The organism is Rouxiella chamberiensis (assembly GCF_026967475.1).
In the GTDB taxonomy this organism is placed as follows: Bacteria; Pseudomonadota; Gammaproteobacteria; order Enterobacterales; family Enterobacteriaceae; genus Rouxiella; species Rouxiella chamberiensis.
In genome coordinates this window covers 1,326,275-1,343,131 of record NZ_CP114058.1, presented here as the reverse complement: position 1 = coordinate 1,343,131, position 16,857 = coordinate 1,326,275, and the positions used below count along the sequence as shown (strand labels likewise).

At 57.1% G+C, this 16,857-nt stretch carries 9 protein-coding genes and 5 pseudogenes; all 14 read right to left on the bottom strand.

What is annotated here, in order from left to right:
- Nucleotides 1-88 precede the first annotated feature (88 nt).
- The 14 genes and pseudogenes from O1V66_RS06390 to O1V66_RS06320 all read right to left on the bottom strand — a co-directional run bounded on the left by O1V66_RS06390 (nucleotide 89) and on the right by O1V66_RS06320 (nucleotide 16,666).
- Nucleotides 89-781, bottom strand: coding sequence for a gamma-glutamylcyclotransferase (locus O1V66_RS06390; protein WP_187329812.1), 693 nt, complete (start codon nucleotides 779-781; stop codon nucleotides 89-91).
- Nucleotides 782-1,048: 267 nt separating this feature from the next.
- Nucleotides 1,049-1,555 carry an Lrp/AsnC family transcriptional regulator gene (locus O1V66_RS06385; protein WP_009636219.1) on the bottom strand — a complete coding sequence of 169 codons (507 nt, stop codon included), beginning with the start codon at nucleotides 1,553-1,555 and terminating at the stop codon, nucleotides 1,049-1,051.
- 201 nt (nucleotides 1,556-1,756) lie between these two features.
- A complete protein-coding gene (gene gabT / locus O1V66_RS06380) occupies nucleotides 1,757-3,073 on the bottom strand; it encodes a 4-aminobutyrate--2-oxoglutarate transaminase (protein ID WP_045047972.1) in 1,317 nt (438 codons plus the stop codon).
- Between the two features lie 357 nt (nucleotides 3,074-3,430).
- Nucleotides 3,431-4,578: pseudogene (locus O1V66_RS06375) on the bottom strand (M20 aminoacylase family protein).
- 61 nt (nucleotides 4,579-4,639) lie between these two features.
- Nucleotides 4,640-5,589 (bottom strand): annotated as a pseudogene (locus O1V66_RS06370) (2-hydroxyacid dehydrogenase).
- 8 nt (nucleotides 5,590-5,597) lie between these two features.
- Nucleotides 5,598-6,500, bottom strand: coding sequence for a GNAT family N-acetyltransferase (locus O1V66_RS06365; RefSeq protein WP_045047974.1), 903 nt, complete (start codon nucleotides 6,498-6,500; stop codon nucleotides 5,598-5,600).
- Nucleotides 6,501-7,831, bottom strand: a pseudogene (locus tag O1V66_RS06360) (NAD(P)/FAD-dependent oxidoreductase).
- Nucleotides 7,832-7,881: 50 nt separating this feature from the next.
- A pseudogene (locus O1V66_RS06350) lies at nucleotides 7,882-9,560 on the bottom strand (ABC transporter ATP-binding protein).
- Between the two features lie 35 nt (nucleotides 9,561-9,595).
- A complete protein-coding gene (locus tag O1V66_RS06345; protein WP_045047976.1) occupies nucleotides 9,596-10,465 on the bottom strand; it encodes an ABC transporter permease in 870 nt (289 codons plus the stop codon).
- Between the two features lie 20 nt (nucleotides 10,466-10,485).
- A complete protein-coding gene (locus O1V66_RS06340; protein ID WP_045047977.1) occupies nucleotides 10,486-11,439 on the bottom strand; it encodes an ABC transporter permease in 954 nt (317 codons plus the stop codon).
- A gap of 13 nt (nucleotides 11,440-11,452) precedes the next feature.
- Entirely contained in the window at nucleotides 11,453-13,069 is a 1,617-nt protein-coding gene (locus O1V66_RS06335; RefSeq protein ID WP_045047978.1) for an ABC transporter substrate-binding protein, read from the bottom strand.
- A 69-nt stretch (nucleotides 13,070-13,138) separates the two neighbouring features.
- Nucleotides 13,139-14,415, bottom strand: a pseudogene (locus tag O1V66_RS06330) (NAD(P)/FAD-dependent oxidoreductase).
- Between the two features lie 58 nt (nucleotides 14,416-14,473).
- Nucleotides 14,474-15,142, bottom strand: coding sequence for a haloacid dehalogenase type II (locus O1V66_RS06325; RefSeq protein WP_045047980.1), 669 nt, complete (start codon nucleotides 15,140-15,142; stop codon nucleotides 14,474-14,476).
- 51 nt (nucleotides 15,143-15,193) lie between these two features.
- Nucleotides 15,194-16,666, bottom strand: a complete 1,473-nt coding sequence (locus O1V66_RS06320; RefSeq protein ID WP_045047981.1) for an aldehyde dehydrogenase family protein — start codon at nucleotides 16,664-16,666, stop codon at nucleotides 15,194-15,196.
- Nucleotides 16,667-16,857 lie beyond the last annotated feature (191 nt).

Sequence of the window (16,857 nt, the reverse complement as noted above, 5' to 3'; positions counted from 1 at the left end):
GTATCAATAAAGGAATTTGTAAAAGTTCCGCAGAAAGCAAAAAAAAGCCCAACCCTTTTGGGTCAGGCTCTTAGTAACTTGAATAAGGCTAGCCGAGCAGAATATCGGCAGAAGGCGTAGGGGAAATGCCGAGCAACATGCGCACCTGATTAACCAGTTCACTCATGCAGTCATCCCGCATGCCATAGTTTTTCAGCTCTTCTTCCAGTGAAAACAGGTATTGGGCATTGGTACCCAACGGACCTGAAGCCCTGGCAATCAAGGGCGCGATGACTTTATAACTGGTGTCGGCTTCAAACAGAGGATGCAGCGGATTCATGATAAACACCAATGCGGTTACCGTACGTCCGTCGCTAAGCTCAAGCTCGCACCAGGTCGGATTGTAGCAACCCGTCAGCATTTCGCGTTTCCATAAGAGCTCTAGGTCTTCGCGTAGCTTGTCTTCCGGCAGACGAAATGCCAGTCCCGTGGTTTTGCCTCCCTCTTTGAGAGCCAGCATCCGGCCAGGCTGTGCCTGGGTGCCGCGACCGGCAATGAGACGAAGACAGAATGCGCGATGATAGCCGTTGAGTGTGGCCGGACAGGCCTCTTCCGACTCGAAGATAGGGTTCCACATCAGTGATCCATAACCAAAAATCCATACCGGACTTTGGTCGGGTCTTTTCGCCAGCGTACAGTCGAGCGAGGCCAGGCGTTGCTCCGAGGACAGTAACATTGTTTCGTCAATGCTGCCGAATGCTGTTTTGCAGTCTGCGTTACGCAGAAAATCTCGAGTTAACACCATTCAATACCTCCACCCATTAACCTTGCCATAACTTTAAAAGCGTCTTCTCCCTCGCCAGGAATGTATCTTGATTAGAAACCTGATTAAGCCCACAGAATTAACAGGCCGATAGGACAAACCTTATTCGTTTATTCCCCAGCAATCAAGATTGAGATCGATCACAAAACGAAAATAAAGCATAAAAACGTAAAAAAGCCCTCATTATTCTGCAATAAAGGCTCGCGACCCGTTTTCATGGTCGAAAGCCGCAGAAATAAAGCCTGATTAATTGGTGTTTTGCATTTGCTGGGTCAGCAATGTACGCAACGGCACACTGCTTTTAATAATCGGGGATTTAATGACGATATAGCTGAAATACTTATCGATACCAATATTCTTATCGAGTAAAGATTCAATGACTTCCTGATAGTGCTCAATGCTGCGAGTAATGAAACGGAGCAGATAGTCATAGCCGCCGGTAATGAGATGGCATTCAATCAGTTCATCGTATTCACGAATGCAGTTTTCAAACTTGGAAAACTCTTCACGTCTGTGACCTTGTAACGTCACCTCGGTAAATACTGTCACGGAATCGGTGATTTTCGGCAGATTGACGTGCGCCTCGTAGCCCGTGATGTATCCCGCGCTTTCAAGACGTTTGACCCGTTGGAGGCACGGACTCGGCGACAGCCCCACCGCATCGGCCAGGTTGACGTTACTGATACGTCCATCTTTTTGCAGTTGAACCAGTATATTGATGTCGATGCGATCAAGTTTTAAAAAGCCGTTCATAGCACCTCACTGTCATCTTGAGCGTCGACCCGGAATAAAGAGCAGCTGTCCCTCTGCGCCTGATTCGACCCTGAAATTACATATAATTCATGAATACTACACTACGGTATATCACGATATTATATATAAACACCAGCGCCGGACGCAGAGAGTTTTCAGCGGGAAATAATTTCGAAACTCATTGAAATAAATGGATAAAAATTAATCCAACCGCCCGGTTCCACGCGCCAGTGCGATATCAAAGATGTGCATCGCCTCTTCCAGCTGGGCATCGGTCGTCACCAACGGAGCCAGGAAGCGGATCACGTTGCGATAAAGCCCGCATTTGATCAGCAGCAAACCGGCATCGCAGGCGCTGTGCAGAATTTTTTCCGTCAAGGCGGCGTCGGGTTTGCCCGTGTCGTAATCGACAATTTCCACCGCCTGCATAAAGCCCACGCCGCGCACTTCACCGATGCAGGCATATTTTTCTGCCAGCTGCTGCAGGTGCGCTTCAAGCTGTTGACCCAGTTTCACGGAGCGCTCGAGCAGACGCTCGTTTTCCAGCACGTCGAGTACGGCCAGCGCCGCCGAGCAGGCCAGCGCGTTGCCACCGTAGGTGCCGCCCAACCCGCCAGGTGTAGGAGAATCCATGATTTCGGCTTTGCCGACTACGCCTGATATCGGCAATCCGCCGCCGAGGCTTTTTGCCACGGTGATAAGATCCGGCGTGATATCCGAATGCTGGAACCCAAACATTTTTCCGGTGCGACCAAAGCCGGTTTGTACTTCATCACAGACAAGCAGAATGCCGTGACGCTGAGTCAGGTCGCGCAACGCCTGCATAAAGGCTTTTGGCGCAGGCAGGAAACCGCCGTCGCCCTGCACCGGTTCGATAAGAATGGCGGCCACGCGGTCGGGCAAGGTCTGGGTGGCAAACAGGGTTTCCAGCGCTTTCAGGGAATCTTCCGGCGTAATACCGTGGAAGGCATTAGGATAGGGAATACGATAAATATCGCCCGGGAAAGGCCCGAAGTTTTGCTTATAAGGCTGGCTCATGCCGGTCAACGCACAGCCTAATAATGTACGGCCGTGAAAAGCGCCGTCAAATACAATCACGCCGGAACGGTTGGTATAAGAACGGGCAATTTTCACCGCATTTTCGACCGCTTCCGCGCCCGAAGTAAACAGCACCGATTTATAATGCTCGCCCTTGCCGACCACTTTATTGAGACGTTTGGCCAATTCGATATAAGGAGGATAAGCGACTACCTGGAAACAGGCATGAGAGACATTCTCAAGCTGTTTTTGCACCGCCCTGACGACCTCCGGATGATTATGACCGACGTTCAGCACGCCGATCCCGCCGACGAAATCCAGATAGCGGCGACCTTCATCGCTCCAGACTTCCGAGCCTTTGGCTTTGGTTATCACCAGATTATGTGCGGTAACCACACCGCGTGGAACATGCTGTTCACGCAGTGCAAGCCAGTCTGTTTCATCCTGGGTGGCAAGGGGTGTATTCAATACGTTGTGCATGGCAATACCTCATTCGGTTAATTCGGGGCGCAGTCAGAATTTGAATTAGTATCTCAATCCCCCGATTTATTTCGTGCCGTAATGACGGTGTGAAAAAAATATCATGCGGTTTTCGGCGCGCTAACGCGGTTAATTTCGCTCTGCTTAATTTTCATTTCAGGTTGCCCTCGCCTTATCCTCACGACGGGAATATCTGCGCCCTATTTACTGACAGGCTTTGAATGAATTCGACTCGGTGCACAATGGTATTAAGAATTTTAGTATGTTGTAACTAATGAACGTGCTCTGAAGAAAGGCGAGAAAATAAAAGGCATCCGCCGTGGGATGCCCGTGAGGAAATAAAACGCGGGAAATAAACTAGAGAGTCAGTCGATGTTCGAGCTGCTTTTTGACAACCTCGACAAACCATTTCACGCCCAGCGGCAGCACATTGTCGTTGAAGTCATAGTTTGGGTGATGCAGTGGCGCAAGCGGTTTGGCGCTGCCATCGCCCTGCCCCAACCACAAATAGGCGCCCGGCTTTTGCTGCAACATAAAGGAGAAATCTTCCGAGGTCAGCGCGGGTTTCGGGGCCACGCTGGTGTCAAGTCCTGCACTGGCCGCCGCCTGCAAGGCGATGTCGGCCTCTGCCGCCGAGTTGATGGTCGCCGGATAATAACGTTTATATTTTACCTCGGCCTGCAAACCATGCGCAGCCGGAATGTATTCGGCGAGACGGCGAAGGCTGGCTTCGATAATATCCTGCGCACGCAGGTCAAAACTGCGTACCGTGCCGGTGATGCGGGCTTCGGCCGGGATCATGTTATGCGAGAAGCCGCCCTGCACCTGCGTTACGGTTAACAGCGCGGGATCGGTCGGGTCGATGCAGCGTGAGATAATCGTGTTGAGTTGCACGACAAGCTCGCTGGTCGCCAGCATGGTGTCCGGCGAAAGATGAGGCTGCGCCGCATGGCCGCCTCCACCGAATACGCGAATATCGAAACGATCCGCCGCCGCCATGATGGCGCCGTGACGCGTCTGTGCAACGCCTTCGGGCAGTTCCGGCCAGTTGTGCACCGCAAACACGCTGTCACAGGGGAAACGGGTAAACAGGCTATCGTCAATCATCGCTTTCGCGCCCGCCTGCCCCTCTTCCGCAGGTTGGAAGATAAAGTTGACCGTGCCGCTGAACTCTACCGTTTTTGCGAGCAACCATGCCGCGCCGAGCAGCATGGTCGTGTGGCCGTCGTGCCCGCAGGCGTGCATTACGCCGTGATTCTGGCTGACATACTCGGGCGTACCCTGTTCGATAATCGGCAAGGCGTCCATATCGGCGCGCAGGCCCACACTCCGGCTGCCGCCCCTTTGCGCAGCACACCGACCACGCCGGTTTTTCCGACGCCTTCATGAACCTCAAGCCCGATTTCACGCAGAAAATCGGCGACAATCTTCGCCGTACGGTGTTCTTCGAAGCCGAGTTCGGGATGCATGTGCAAATCCTGGCGCATTCCCACGAGTCGCGGCAGGATCTCCTTGAGCGCTTCATCAACGTAAGCCTTTTCCTGGCCACCGGTCATACTGCTCATATCAATACCCCCTGATTTTATCTATTTCGCCCTGCATGGGACGTCCTTGTTCGAAACACTGCAAATTGGCCAGCAGCGCATTGACTGCCGTTTCGGGCTGAGTCTGGCTTGCGATGTGCGGTGTAATCCAGACCGCCGGATGCGACCACAGCGCGTCGTCGGCCGGTAAGGGTTCGGGGTCTGTGACATCGAGCACCGCCGCGCCAAGCTGGCCGCAGTCCAGAGCCGCAAGAAGGTCGTCGGCCACCAGATGTGCTCCGCGCCCCACCTGAATCAACGATGCGCCTTGTGGCAACAGGGCAAAGAGCTCTGCGTTCAGCATGCCGCGCGTGTCGGCGGTTAAAGGCAGCAGGCACACCAGAATATCGCTGTGCGCCAGAAATTGCGCCAGTTGTTCTACGCCGGCCCACCCTGTCACGCCCTCGATAGCTTTCCCGGAACGGCTCCAGCCATGACACTCGAAGCCGAAATTCATCAACATCTTAAGTGTAGCCTCTCCGAGTTCCCCAGCCCCATCACGCCGATACGCCGTTTGGACGCACTGACCATCGGGTGGCTTTTCCATTGCTGTTCACGCTGCTGGCGCAGATAGCGCGGCATGTCGCGATGCAGACCCAGCGCGGCGAAAGTGACATATTCGACCATGCCCTGCGTCAGTCCCGGCTCGACCATTCTGACCACCGGCAAACCGGCTGGCAGTGCACCGAGGTCGAACTGGTCGACACCGGCACCAATCGAGAATAGCACTTTCAGCTGCGGAAAACGTTGCGCCAGACCTTCTGGCGGCATCCAGACGACCAGATACTCGACCTCGGCGAACACGGCCGGATCGCCTCTGGAAAAATCGAGGTCCGTCCACTGAATGAATCGATATTGCGGTGCGATGTCGGCCAGAATCCGTTGCCATAATGCACCGCGCGCGGGGTCGGACTTATAGAGAATGGTTTTCACGATAACTCCTAGCCCATGGCCTGTGTCGCCAGCACAAGATTGCGCCAGCCGTTGGACGCGCGAAGCGGCGCACCGTCTTTGTACATGGTGGTCGGGCTATCGACACACGCCAGCCCCAGCGTATCGAGCCATTCGGCCAGACCGCTGTCTGCTTCAACGTCCAGACGCACAAACTGACCCGGAATTTCGTGCAGCAACTGGGCAATCAATTTTTGGGCATCCTGCACATTTTGCGTAATCACGGGACCCAGCGCATAACCGCGACCAAATTCACGCAGCATGGCGAAACCGGCGGGTTCGCCGTCCCGGGTCAGCATCAGGCCTTTCACCATGCGCATCGCGCTTGTCGGGTCGCCCAGCGCCTGATACAAAATGCCACGCTGCATACCGCTCGACTGGGCATCCAGCGCCGTCATCTTGGTCACATCGTCGGCATTCAGGGCACGCAATGCTTCGTCGACGGTCAACTCTGGCGGCGCAATGGCGGGCAATTCGCGGCTCTGCTGCTGACGGATTTCACCGGTGGCGACGAAACCGAGTTTCTCGTACAGCGGGCGGCCTTCCGGCGTAGCGTGAAGACGAACGATGCTGCCGTCGAGTTTGCCGGTCAAGGTCAGCAGCAACTGCTTGCCAATCCCGCGCCCCTGACATTCGGGGCTGACGATGACCAGACCCAGCGTGGCGTAGTCGCTGCCCCACTGCCAGTAGATGGCGCTGCCGACTACCTTGCCTTCGGCTTCGGCCACCCAGCCTTTGCCGCAGTGCAGCGCCAGTTGCCAGTCTTCCAGACGATGCGGCCAGGAAACCTGCTGCGATAATCCATGACAGGCAGGCAGATCGTCGGCCGTCATCTCACGAAGGGTAATAGGAGAAAGCGTATTGGGGTGCATCACTGCGGACTGTTCTGTCATTTACATCATTCCCGGTTTGTTAATGTCACTGCCATCGTTGAATCGGTTATAACGGAAAGGCGTCGGATCGACAACCGGCACGCTGCCGGTGACCAAATCCGCCATCAGGCTGCCCGCCCCCGGACCAATGCCGAAGCCGTGCGCGCTGTAGCCTGCCGAAATAAACAGGCCAGGCAGTGTGTCCACGCCAGAGATAACCGGCACCGCATCGGGCGTACTGTCGATCATTCCGCCCCACGACTGCACGACCCGCACCGCGCCCAACGCCGGAAACTCACGGCGCATGGCGTCTATGCCCTCCTGCACCATGGCACTGTCGGCGGCGGGGTCAAGCACGCGGACCTTTTCAAAAGGCGATGGCGCGTCGAACTGCCATTTCCCGAGCGCTTCCGGCCCTCTAAAAAAGGCGCTCGGACTGAAATGCACCTTGAGATTTTTACGCCGTGCCTGAAAGGTCGGATAGAATTTTTGGCGTAGCGAAGACCCTGCGGCCCGATAGCCACCCGGCCACGACCCGACACCGACAGCGTGTAACTGCCGTCGAGCTGCGGGCGGCAGGCAAAGCCTTCCGTGTACAGCGGCATCTTGATGACCTGCTCGATAGGCGCTGTCCGCATGGCGGTGCCTATCACATTGCCAAGCGGCAGGTCGATGCCGTGACGACGGCAGAACATCGAGCTCCACGCGCCTCCCGCGCACACGACGGACGCCGCCCGAATCAGACCGCGTTCGGTCCATACTCCGCTGACGCGCCCTGCCGAGACATCGAGTCCCCGCACGGCGCAATATTGAAACACCTGCGCGCCGAGCTTCTGCGCGGCAATAGCCAGTCCGGGTGCCGCGAGCGAAGGTTCGGCGTGGCCGTCGGTGGGCGAATAGACTCCGCCACGCCATGTTGAAACACTGCCTGCGGTCAAGGCCTTGGCGCGCTCTGCGGTAAGGATTTCGCTGTGCATGCCGTAATTTTTGGCCATCTGGCCCCACGTTTCCCAGGCATCTATCTCCTCCTGTTTTTTGGTGGCGTAAACCAGACCCGTGTTGCGAAAACCCAGCTCCTCGCCGGTTTCCTGCCTGAGCGTTTTCCAGCGTTGCAGCGCATGAATCGACAGCGGCAGCTCGCGCTCGTCGCGATTCTGCTGACGGCACCAGCCCCAGTTGCGGCTCGACTGTTCGGCGCCAATCAGGCCTTTTTCGAGCAGTGCCACCGAAACGCCGCGCCGCGCCAGCTCATAGGCGGTCGCGACTCCGGCAATACCGCCGCCTATCACCACGACGTCGACTGCGTCGGGAAAATGGGGGCTGTCCTGTACAAATCTAATCGGTGCGGGCATGAACGGCGGTTCCTTGTTAAACGTCGTGTCTAAAGCAAAAAATGTCGGCATTATTCGGCCAGCGGCAGACCCAGCGGTTCGCCGTCCTGCTCTTCGAGCCAACCCTGACGCAGTTCCGGCACGGCGCGTTTCAACCGCTCGTAATAGAGACTGCTGGAGGCCTTGTCGTAATCGTTGCGGCTCACCTGCGTGGCTATCTGGCCGTTGTTGATAACGATGATGTCGTCGCACACGGAGCGCACGGCATGCAAATCGTGACTGATAAACAGGAACGACACATTGAGCTCGCGGCGCAACTCCGAAATGAGATCCAGCACGGCGGCGGCCACGACGGAGTCCAGCGCCGAGGTGACTTCATCGCAGAGGATAAGATCCGGCTCTGCCGCCAGCGCCCGCGCCAGATTGACGCGCTGCTTCTGCCCCCGGAAAGCCCGGCCGGTTTACGATGCAAAATGCTGTGCGGCAGACGCACCAGATCCAGCAACTGTTTCAGTCGGGCATCCAGCGCCTTGCCGCGCAGACCGTGGAAAAACACCAGCGGGCGTTTGAGAATGGTGGCGATGGTCTGACTCGGATTGAGTGCGGTATCGGCCATCTGGAACACAAACTGGATGCGGCGCAGCTCGTCGGGGCTTCTGGCCGTCATGTCGCCTTTCAGATAACTTTCATTAAACAGAATATAACCGTTGCTCGGCGCAATCATGCCCGCCACCGCCCGCGCCAGCGTGGTCTTGCCGGAGCCGGACTCGCCGATTATGCCTATCGCCTGACCCGGATAGAGCTTGAAATTGATGTCCTGCAAGATGCTGATTTTCGGGTTGCCATTATCATCCAGCGGACCATATCCTGCGGCGAGGTCTCGCACTTCGAGCAAGGCCTTGAGCGGTGCCGCTTCCGGCTGCCACGGGCTGTTACGCGGCTTGTGCTGCGCGGCGTCGAGCAAACTGCGGGTGTAAGGCGACTGCGGGCGTTGCAGCAACTCTTCCGTCGTGCCGTACTCGGCAATCTGCCCTTTCAGCAGCACCAGAATCTTGTCGGCCATCTGCGCCACTACGGCAAGATCATGACTGACGTAGATGGCCGTGGTGCCGCGCTGTTTAACCACGCGGCGGAAGGTTTTCAGCACTTCAAGCTGGGTGGTCACATCCAGCGCCGTGGTGGGTTCATCGAGAATCACGACCTCAGGATCGCCGATAAGCGCCATGGCCGCCATCACGCGCTGCAACTGTCCGCCCGAGACTTGGTGCGGATAGCGCTTGCCGATGGTTTCCGGCGAAGGCAGCGCCAGTTCACGAAACAGGTCGACGGCTTTTTTCTCGGCCTCGGCGCGTTTCATGGTGCCGTGAATCAAGACGGGTTCCACCACCTGATCCATCAGGGTCATGGCCGGATTAAAGGACGCGGCGGCACTCTGGGCAATATAGGCCACCGTCGAGCCGCGAAACTGGCTGAGTTGACGGGCAGAAAGGTGTGTGACGTCGGTGCCTGCCAGTTCAATGTCACCGCCGCTGATGCGACAGCCATGACGGGCATACCCCATCAACGCCAGCGCGATAGTGGTTTTACCGGAGCCGGATTCGCCGATCAGCGCCAGCACTTCGCCTTTTCTGACCTCGAAATTGATGTCGGACACCAGTGTAATCACCTCGTCCGCATCGTTTTTGGCCTGCACCTCGAGATGGCGAACGTTGACTATCACCGGCTTGTCGGTTTGAGGTGCCTGTGTCATATCGTGATGACCCGCAGAATGGATGGATTGACTCTTCATGCCGCCTCCTCTTCAAGTTGCAGACGAATGGTGCGACGCGATTGCAGGCTGTCGATGAACAGATTCACGCCGATGGTCAGGCTGGCGATGGCGAGCGCCGGAATAAGCACGGCGGGCGATCCGTCAAACAGGGCCTGAAGATTTTCATGCACCAGTGTGCCCCAGTCGGCATAAGGCGGTTGCACGCCCAGGCCGAGAAAGCTCAGACCGCTCAGCAGCAGCACGATATAGACAAAACGTAGCCCGAAATCCGTCAGCATCGGGTGCAGCATGTTGGGCAGCACGTCGGTCAGCGCAATATAGAGTTTGCTTTCACCGCGCAGATGCGCCGCCTGCACATAATCCATCGAGCGCAGATTCGAGGCCATCGCATAGGCGATACGGTACGCACCCGGCCAGTAGCTGATAACGGCGGTGACGATAAGCATCGGCAGCGAGGAACCAAACACCGCCACAATCAGCAGCGCCATGATCTTGCCCGGCATAATCAAAAGCGCGTCATTGATGCGGCCCAGCAACTCTTCCAGCCAGCGGCCGGACATCGCGGCCAGCAGCGCCAGCAAGGTGCCGAATACGCTCGCCAGCACGGCGGCGGAAAGCGCAAGGCCAATCGAGTAGCGCGCGCCATAAAGCACGCGGGTCAGCATGTCGCGGCCGAGATAATCCGTGCCGAGCAGGAAGGCACGGCTGAACCCTTCGTTCATGCCGCCTGCGCCGAGGTCTTCGACGTTATAGGGCGCAATCCAGCCGCCAAACAGCGCCATGCACAGCCAGAATAGGCTGATACTCAGGCCCACGCGACCGGTCACGGAGAGCGATAGCCAGAAGTTCAGCGCCGTTTTTAACACTCTTACTGTTTTACGCATCACGCGTCCCCTCTGGTAACTTACTGTTTAAGCTTCGGATTGAAGGCGATGGTCGCGATATCGGCCAGTAGCAGAAGCAGCAGATAACAGCCGCTGAACAGCATCACACATAGCTGCACAATCGGCAGATCGCGGTTACTGACGGCATCGACCATCTGGCTTGCCAGTCCCGGATAACTGAAAATGGTTTCGATGATAATCACCCCGCCAAACAGATAGGAAAGGCTCAGCGAGATGGCGTTGGCAATCGGCCCGACCGAATTCGGCAAGGCATGACGCAGCACAGCGCGCAGCGGACTCACGCCCTTCAGCAACGTCATTTCGAGATAGGAACTGTCGAGCTGGTTGATGATGGCCGAGCGCGTCATCCGCGCCATTTGGGCTATCAGCACACAGCAGAGGGTAAAGACCGGCAGCGCATAGGCGCGCAGGTAGCTCAGGAAATCCTGATCGGTGGAACCCAGCGACATCGCCGGGAACCAGTGCAGATGTACCGCGAACACCATGACTGCCACCGTCGCGACCAGAAATTCGGGCACGGCGACGACAGACATGGTGCCGACCACCAGAATGCGGTCAATCAGCGAACCCCGTTTCATCGCCGCCGTAATGCCTATCAGAAGCGCCAGCGGCACGGAGACCAGCGTGGTGATTCCGGCCAGTTCGAAGGTGGCGGGAATACGCTGGGCGACCAGTTTGCTGACCGGCAGATGATTGGCAAACGACGTGCCAAAATCACCGTGCAGCATCCCGCCGAGCCACATGAAGTAGCGCTGCCAAATCGGCAGGTTCAGGCCGAGCTGTTCACGCAGGGCCGCCACCGTTTCGGGGGTCGCGGCCTGCCCCAGTGCCTGCTGCGCCGCATCGCCCGGCAACAGGCTGGTGATGATAAACACCAGCGCCGAAACGATGAACAGCGTCAGCACGCCAGAACCGATACGACGGAGAATAAGGAACAGGATAAGCTGATTCATTGTTGCCTCCGGACTACGCGGTTAACCAGACAAACTCGGTAAAGCGATACCCCATCATCATGCCGGACGGATAGGATTCCACCCCTTTGACTTTATTGCTGTAGCCATCCAGTGCGCTGATAAACAAAGGAATAATCGTGCCGCAGTGGTTATAGACCAACTCCTGCATATCGCCGTACATCTGTTTGCGCTTCGCCTGGTCGCGCTCGCCGCGTGCCGCCGTGACCAACTGGTCGAACTGCGCGTTTTTCCAGCCGGATTCGTTCCACGGCGCATCCGACTTGTAGAACTGGCTGAACAGCATGTCCAGCGTCGGGCGCGGGTTGACCGAGCCGTAGCCGAGCGGATGTTTCATCCAGTGCTGCGACCAGTAACCGTCATAAGGAACGCGGCGCACCTTGAGATTCATGCCGACCTGACTGCCCAGTTGTTGCAGGAACTGCGCCCCTTCCATCGCACCTTCGATGTTGTCGGTGGCGACAATTTCCAGGCTCGGTTTGACGAGTCCGGACTTCTTGAGGTGGAATCTGGCCTTGTCCAAATCATTTGGCCGCTGCGGCAGGTCTTTGTTGAAAAACGGATGCCAGGGCGGAACCGGATGGTCGTTGGCCATCGTTCCAAAGCCCTGCACCACGGTTTTCAGCAGCATTTCGCGCGGCTGAAGGTACTTCATCGCCAGCACGAAATCGGGATTGCTGGTGATGGCGGCGTCCTGGCGCAGGATTAAATCGCTGTACATGCCGGACTTGCTCTCCAGTACCGAACAGGTGCCGGAACCGTTGACGCGCTTGACGTCGCGCGAGCTCAGGGTAGAGACAAAATGCAGTTCGCCGGAGAGCAGCGCATTGACGCGTGCGGCGGGATCGGTCACTCCCAGCAGCTCGACTTCATCGAGGTGCGGCAGGCCGGGCTTCCAGAAATTCTTGTTGCGCTCGCCCACGGTGCGGGTCCCCGGCGAAAACTCCTTGCACGTATAGGGGCCAGTGCCGATAGCCTTGCTGAAATCCTTGGTGCCGTCCTGCAAAATCAGGAATGCGGGAGTGCCCAGAATCGACGGCAGGTCGAAGTTGGCCTGTTCGAGTTTTAGCTCGACTTCCATCAGGCCCACGGCCTTGATACTGGCAAACTGCTTGGCGAGCGCGATTGCCGTGGACGCCGTAGCCGGGTCCTTGTGGCGCGACAGTGAAAACACGACATCTTGCGCCGTCAGCGATTTACCATCATGGAAGGTCACGCCCTGACGCAGCTTGATGCTCCACAAGATGCCGTCACTGCTGGTGATGGATTCGGCGAGTCCCATCTGCGGAATGAGCTTGGTGTCGAGTTCGGTCAGGCCGCTGTAGAACATGTACTGGCGCATGTAGTCGCCGCTGTTGTTGGCCTTGGCCGGATCCAGCGTATCCGCTGCCGACGAGTTGGCCGCGGCGGCGCGCAGTTTACCGCCTTGCACCGGCGCGGCCTCTACGGCCCATGCGCTGTTTGGCAGGCTGATTATCCCGGTGCTCAGAGCCGCACCGGCGGAAAACATTTTCATCATGCCGCGACGAGAAATATTGATGTCAGCGAGTGAACCCGCTGTTGATGCTGACTTCGGTGTATCTGGACCTGATTCTTTACGAAATTTGCTCATTGAAATCTCCCCGAATGCGGTATTTACCGAAAAAAGCCATGAAGTAACTGCGTTGTGTGTGCCGCCGACTCAGGAAACCTTGTCTTTGGCTTTGTAATACAGGCCCGCCACCGGTAAAAACCAGGGCTTGCCAAAATATCCCGGCATGGCGGCCCACTGGCTGCGCTGCCAAGGATTTCCAACCGGTTGACCGGTTATCAAGGCTGCCATCACTTTGCCCATGTACACCGACATTTGCGTTCCGTGACCGCTGTAGCCCATTGAATAGAACAGGCCCTCGTGTTCACCGGCGCGTGGCAGCCTGTCTGCGGTCATATCCACCAGTCCTCCCCAGCAATAGTCGATTCTTACGTCGGCCAGTTGCGGGAACAGTTCACTCAACCCCTGACGCAGCACGGCACCGCTGCGTGCGTCCGACGTAGGATTACTGATGGCAAAACGTGCGCGCCCGCCGAAAATCAGACGATTGTCGGCCGTTGTGCGGAAATAGTTACCGATATTCAGCGACGTGACATAAGTGCGATTGTTGACAAACGCCTCTTTGAGCTGGCCCGGCGTCAGGGGCGCGGTGGCGATAATAAAGCTGCCGACCGGCACGATACGGCGTTGAAACCAGGCGAACGGCCCTTTGTCCGAGGTGCCGGTGGCAAGCAGCACGCGTCCGGCATCGATATCGCCGCGTGCGGTACTGACGCGGTAACGGTGGCCGTCAATCTGCTGCAGGCCGGTAACCGGCGTATGCGCATGAATAACCGCCCCTTTTGCCGCAGCGGCCTGCGCCAGCCCCACGCCGAACTTGCCCATGTGCATCTGGCCGCCGCCTTTTTGCAGCAGACCGCCGTGAAAGGCGTCGGAGCCGATTTCGTCGCGAATATGGCTGGCATCAATCAGCTCGACATTGCTGTCGACGGTGCGCCTTAGCAGTTCATAAGTTTTAACCAGCGAGGGGAAATGCTTGGCCTTGCTGGCGAGTTTAAGCTTGCCGGTGCGGATAAGGTCGCAGTCGATCGCCTCTTCCTGCACCACCGAGTGCACATAGTTCACCGCATCGGCGTAGGCGTGATAATAGATAGAGGCTTGCTCGAGGCCGACACTGTCAACCAGTCCGGCAAAGTTTTGCGCCACGCCGGTGTTGCAGTGTCCGCCGTTGCGACCCGAAGCCTGACTCAGAACCTCGCCCGCTTCCAGCACCACGACATCGACTCCAGCCTTCGCCAGATTGTAAGCGGCAGACAGCCCGGTAAATCCCCTCCAACGACCACCACCTCGGCTTTTGCCGGAAGCTCGCCCGCCGCCGCACCGGTGAATACCGGTGCCGTTGCCTGCCAAAATGATTCAAGTTTCATACCTGTGCCTCATCCAGATTTACCGTGCCGTCTATCGCCTGCCCGCAGGCGTTGTGAATTACAGTCCGACTACGCCTGCCAGGCCGCCAATGTCCTTGATTTCGGTGTATTCGTAAGCCGGGTTGGCAGGATCATGCCCGCGGTTGACCCAGACTTTATTCTTGATCCCCATGTCGTAGCAGGTCATCAGGTCGTAACGCAGGCTGGAAGAGACATGCAGAATGTCTTCGGGACCACAGCCCAGCTCATCGAGCATGTACTCGAAGCCTCTCATTTTCGGCTTGTAGGACTGTGCCTGCTCGGCGGTGAAGATGCGGTGAATCGGTGCGCCAAGACGCGCGGCATGCTGCGGAATCAGGTCATTCATGGTGTTGGAGAGCAGCACCAGCGGGAATTCCCTGGCGACTTTCGCAAGACCGGCCGGGACGTCAGGGTGGGGACCCCAGGTTGCACAGGCTTCCATGATGCCCGCGCCGTCGCTGTCTTTGTATTCCACGCCCCATTTCCTGCAGGTTCTGATCATCGCCTGACACACGACTTGATCATAAGGTTTCCACGCACCCAGCACTTCGTCGAAACGGTAACGGGCGAAATCGGTGGTAAAGGCCGACATCTCTTCCGGCGAGACGCGATCGGCAAAAATGTTTTTAGCCGCACCGGCCATGTCGAAATTAATCAGCGTGCCGTAACAGTCGAAAGTAATGAACTTAGGTTTGAATACCGCCATGATAATCCCCTTCTCTGATAGTGATGTCGTGGTTAAAAGTGGTGATAACGATTAAAAATCAATCAGAACGCTCTTGTAACGCAGGCAGGCTTCGAAGGCCTGACGGCCAAGATCCTTGCCGATTCCGGACCCGTTGAAACCGCCGGTAGGAATAATGAAATCGCCGGAGCGGCCATAACGATTGATCCAGACGGTGCCTGCGGCCAGTCGACGCATGGCGCGCAAGGCGCGGTCGATATTCAGGGTGTGAACGCCCGCCGCCAGTCCGTAAATCGCGTGGTCGGCCAAAGCCAGACCCTGCTCTTCGGTTTCAAAGGTTTGAATAGTCAGCACCGGGCCGAAAATTTCTTCCTGCACGGCGGCAGATTCAGCGCCGACCCCCGCGAGCAGCGTGGGCTTGAAGAAATAGCCCTGCCCGGTATTCGGGAAGAACTCGCCACCCGCCAGCAGTTGCGCACCTTCGTCGATAGCCGCCTGCACAATGGATTCGATTTTTTTGGCCTGACGCACGTCGATAATGGGCGCGTAGCGGCAGCCGCCTTGCCAGGTATTGCCCGGTTCGACGCCTTCACACAACGCCACCAGTTTGCCGACAAGCGCCTCGGCAATGCCGGATTGCACCACGAGACGGGTTCCGGCCACACAGGCCTGTCCTCCGTTGGCGGTAAAGCCGCGGAAGATGCGTGCGGCGACCACATCGATATCCCCGGCGTCATCAAAGACCAGTTGCGGGCTTTTGCCGCCGAGTTCGAGGGTGACCGGTTTCATGCCATTCAATGCCGCCTGGCTCATAATCTGCGCGCCGGTGGCGGTAGAACCGGTAAAGGAGACTTTGCGGATGAGCGGATGATTGACCAGCGCACTGCCGCAGCTTGCTCCTCGCCCCTGCACAATATTCAGTACGCCTGCGGGCAGACCGGCTTCGATAGCCAGTTCCGCCAGACGAACGCTGGAGAATGGCGTCAGTTCCGAAGGTTTGAGCACCACGGCATTCCCTGCCGCAAGCGCCGGGCCGAGTTTCCAGGAGGCCATCGACAGCGGAAAATTCCACGGGGTGATGGCACCGATGACACCGTAAGGTTCCGGGACCAGCATGCCGAGACTCGCAGTGCGGGTGGGCAGCACGTCGCCGCTGTATTTGTCACAGCATTCGGCATAGAAACGGATGGCTTCGGCAGTGAACGGAATTTCATGATTGACCACGTCAAAGATAGGACGCGTCGAGCTTATCGCTTCGAGGCGGCCAAGGTCTTCGGCGTGGGCGTCAATCAGGTCGGCCCACCGACGCAGGACTTTGGCCCGTTCGCGCGGCGGACGCGTCCCCCATCCGCTTTCCAGCCAGGATTGATGCGCGTTGGTGACCGCAAGGTCTACCAGTGCGGCATCACCATCCGGGATCTCGCCGAGAAATTGTCCGTCAGACGGGCGATTGACACGCAGGCGTTCGCCGTCACCTTCATGGATTTTGCCGCCAATCAGATGCCCCTTTGGCAAAGACACGCTTTCCGGATCAAAACTCAACATAGTGAACCCTTCCTTCTTGATTACTGGTAAACAGTCACAGGCATTAATGTCATGGCGATTATTTCCCTCACGCCAGCGCGATCAATTAATAACCACTTTTACAAACTGGCTTTTATTTTCCCCCGGATAATCCTCATTGAATGAGCCGGTTAAAATAAACGCTTTCTTGGCTAATCAATTTACTCGGCATT

Coding starts and splice junctions, on each gene's coding strand:
- O1V66_RS06335 (WP_045047978.1), bottom strand. CDS start 13,069: ATGAGCAAATTTCGTAAAGAATCAGGTCCAGATACACCGAAGTCAGCA.
- O1V66_RS06345 (WP_045047976.1), bottom strand. CDS start 10,465: ATGCGTAAAACAGTAAGAGTGTTAAAAACGGCGCTGAACTTCTGGCTA.
- O1V66_RS06340 (WP_045047977.1), bottom strand. CDS start 11,439: ATGAATCAGCTTATCCTGTTCCTTATTCTCCGTCGTATCGGTTCTGGC.
- O1V66_RS06365 (WP_045047974.1), bottom strand. CDS start 6,500: ATGACAGAACAGTCCGCAGTGATGCACCCCAATACGCTTTCTCCTATT.
- O1V66_RS06320 (WP_045047981.1), bottom strand. CDS start 16,666: ATGTTGAGTTTTGATCCGGAAAGCGTGTCTTTGCCAAAGGGGCATCTG.
- O1V66_RS06325 (WP_045047980.1), bottom strand. CDS start 15,142: ATGGCGGTATTCAAACCTAAGTTCATTACTTTCGACTGTTACGGCACG.
- O1V66_RS06385 (WP_009636219.1), bottom strand. CDS start 1,555: ATGAACGGCTTTTTAAAACTTGATCGCATCGACATCAATATACTGGTT.
- gabT (WP_045047972.1), bottom strand. CDS start 3,073: ATGCACAACGTATTGAATACACCCCTTGCCACCCAGGATGAAACAGAC.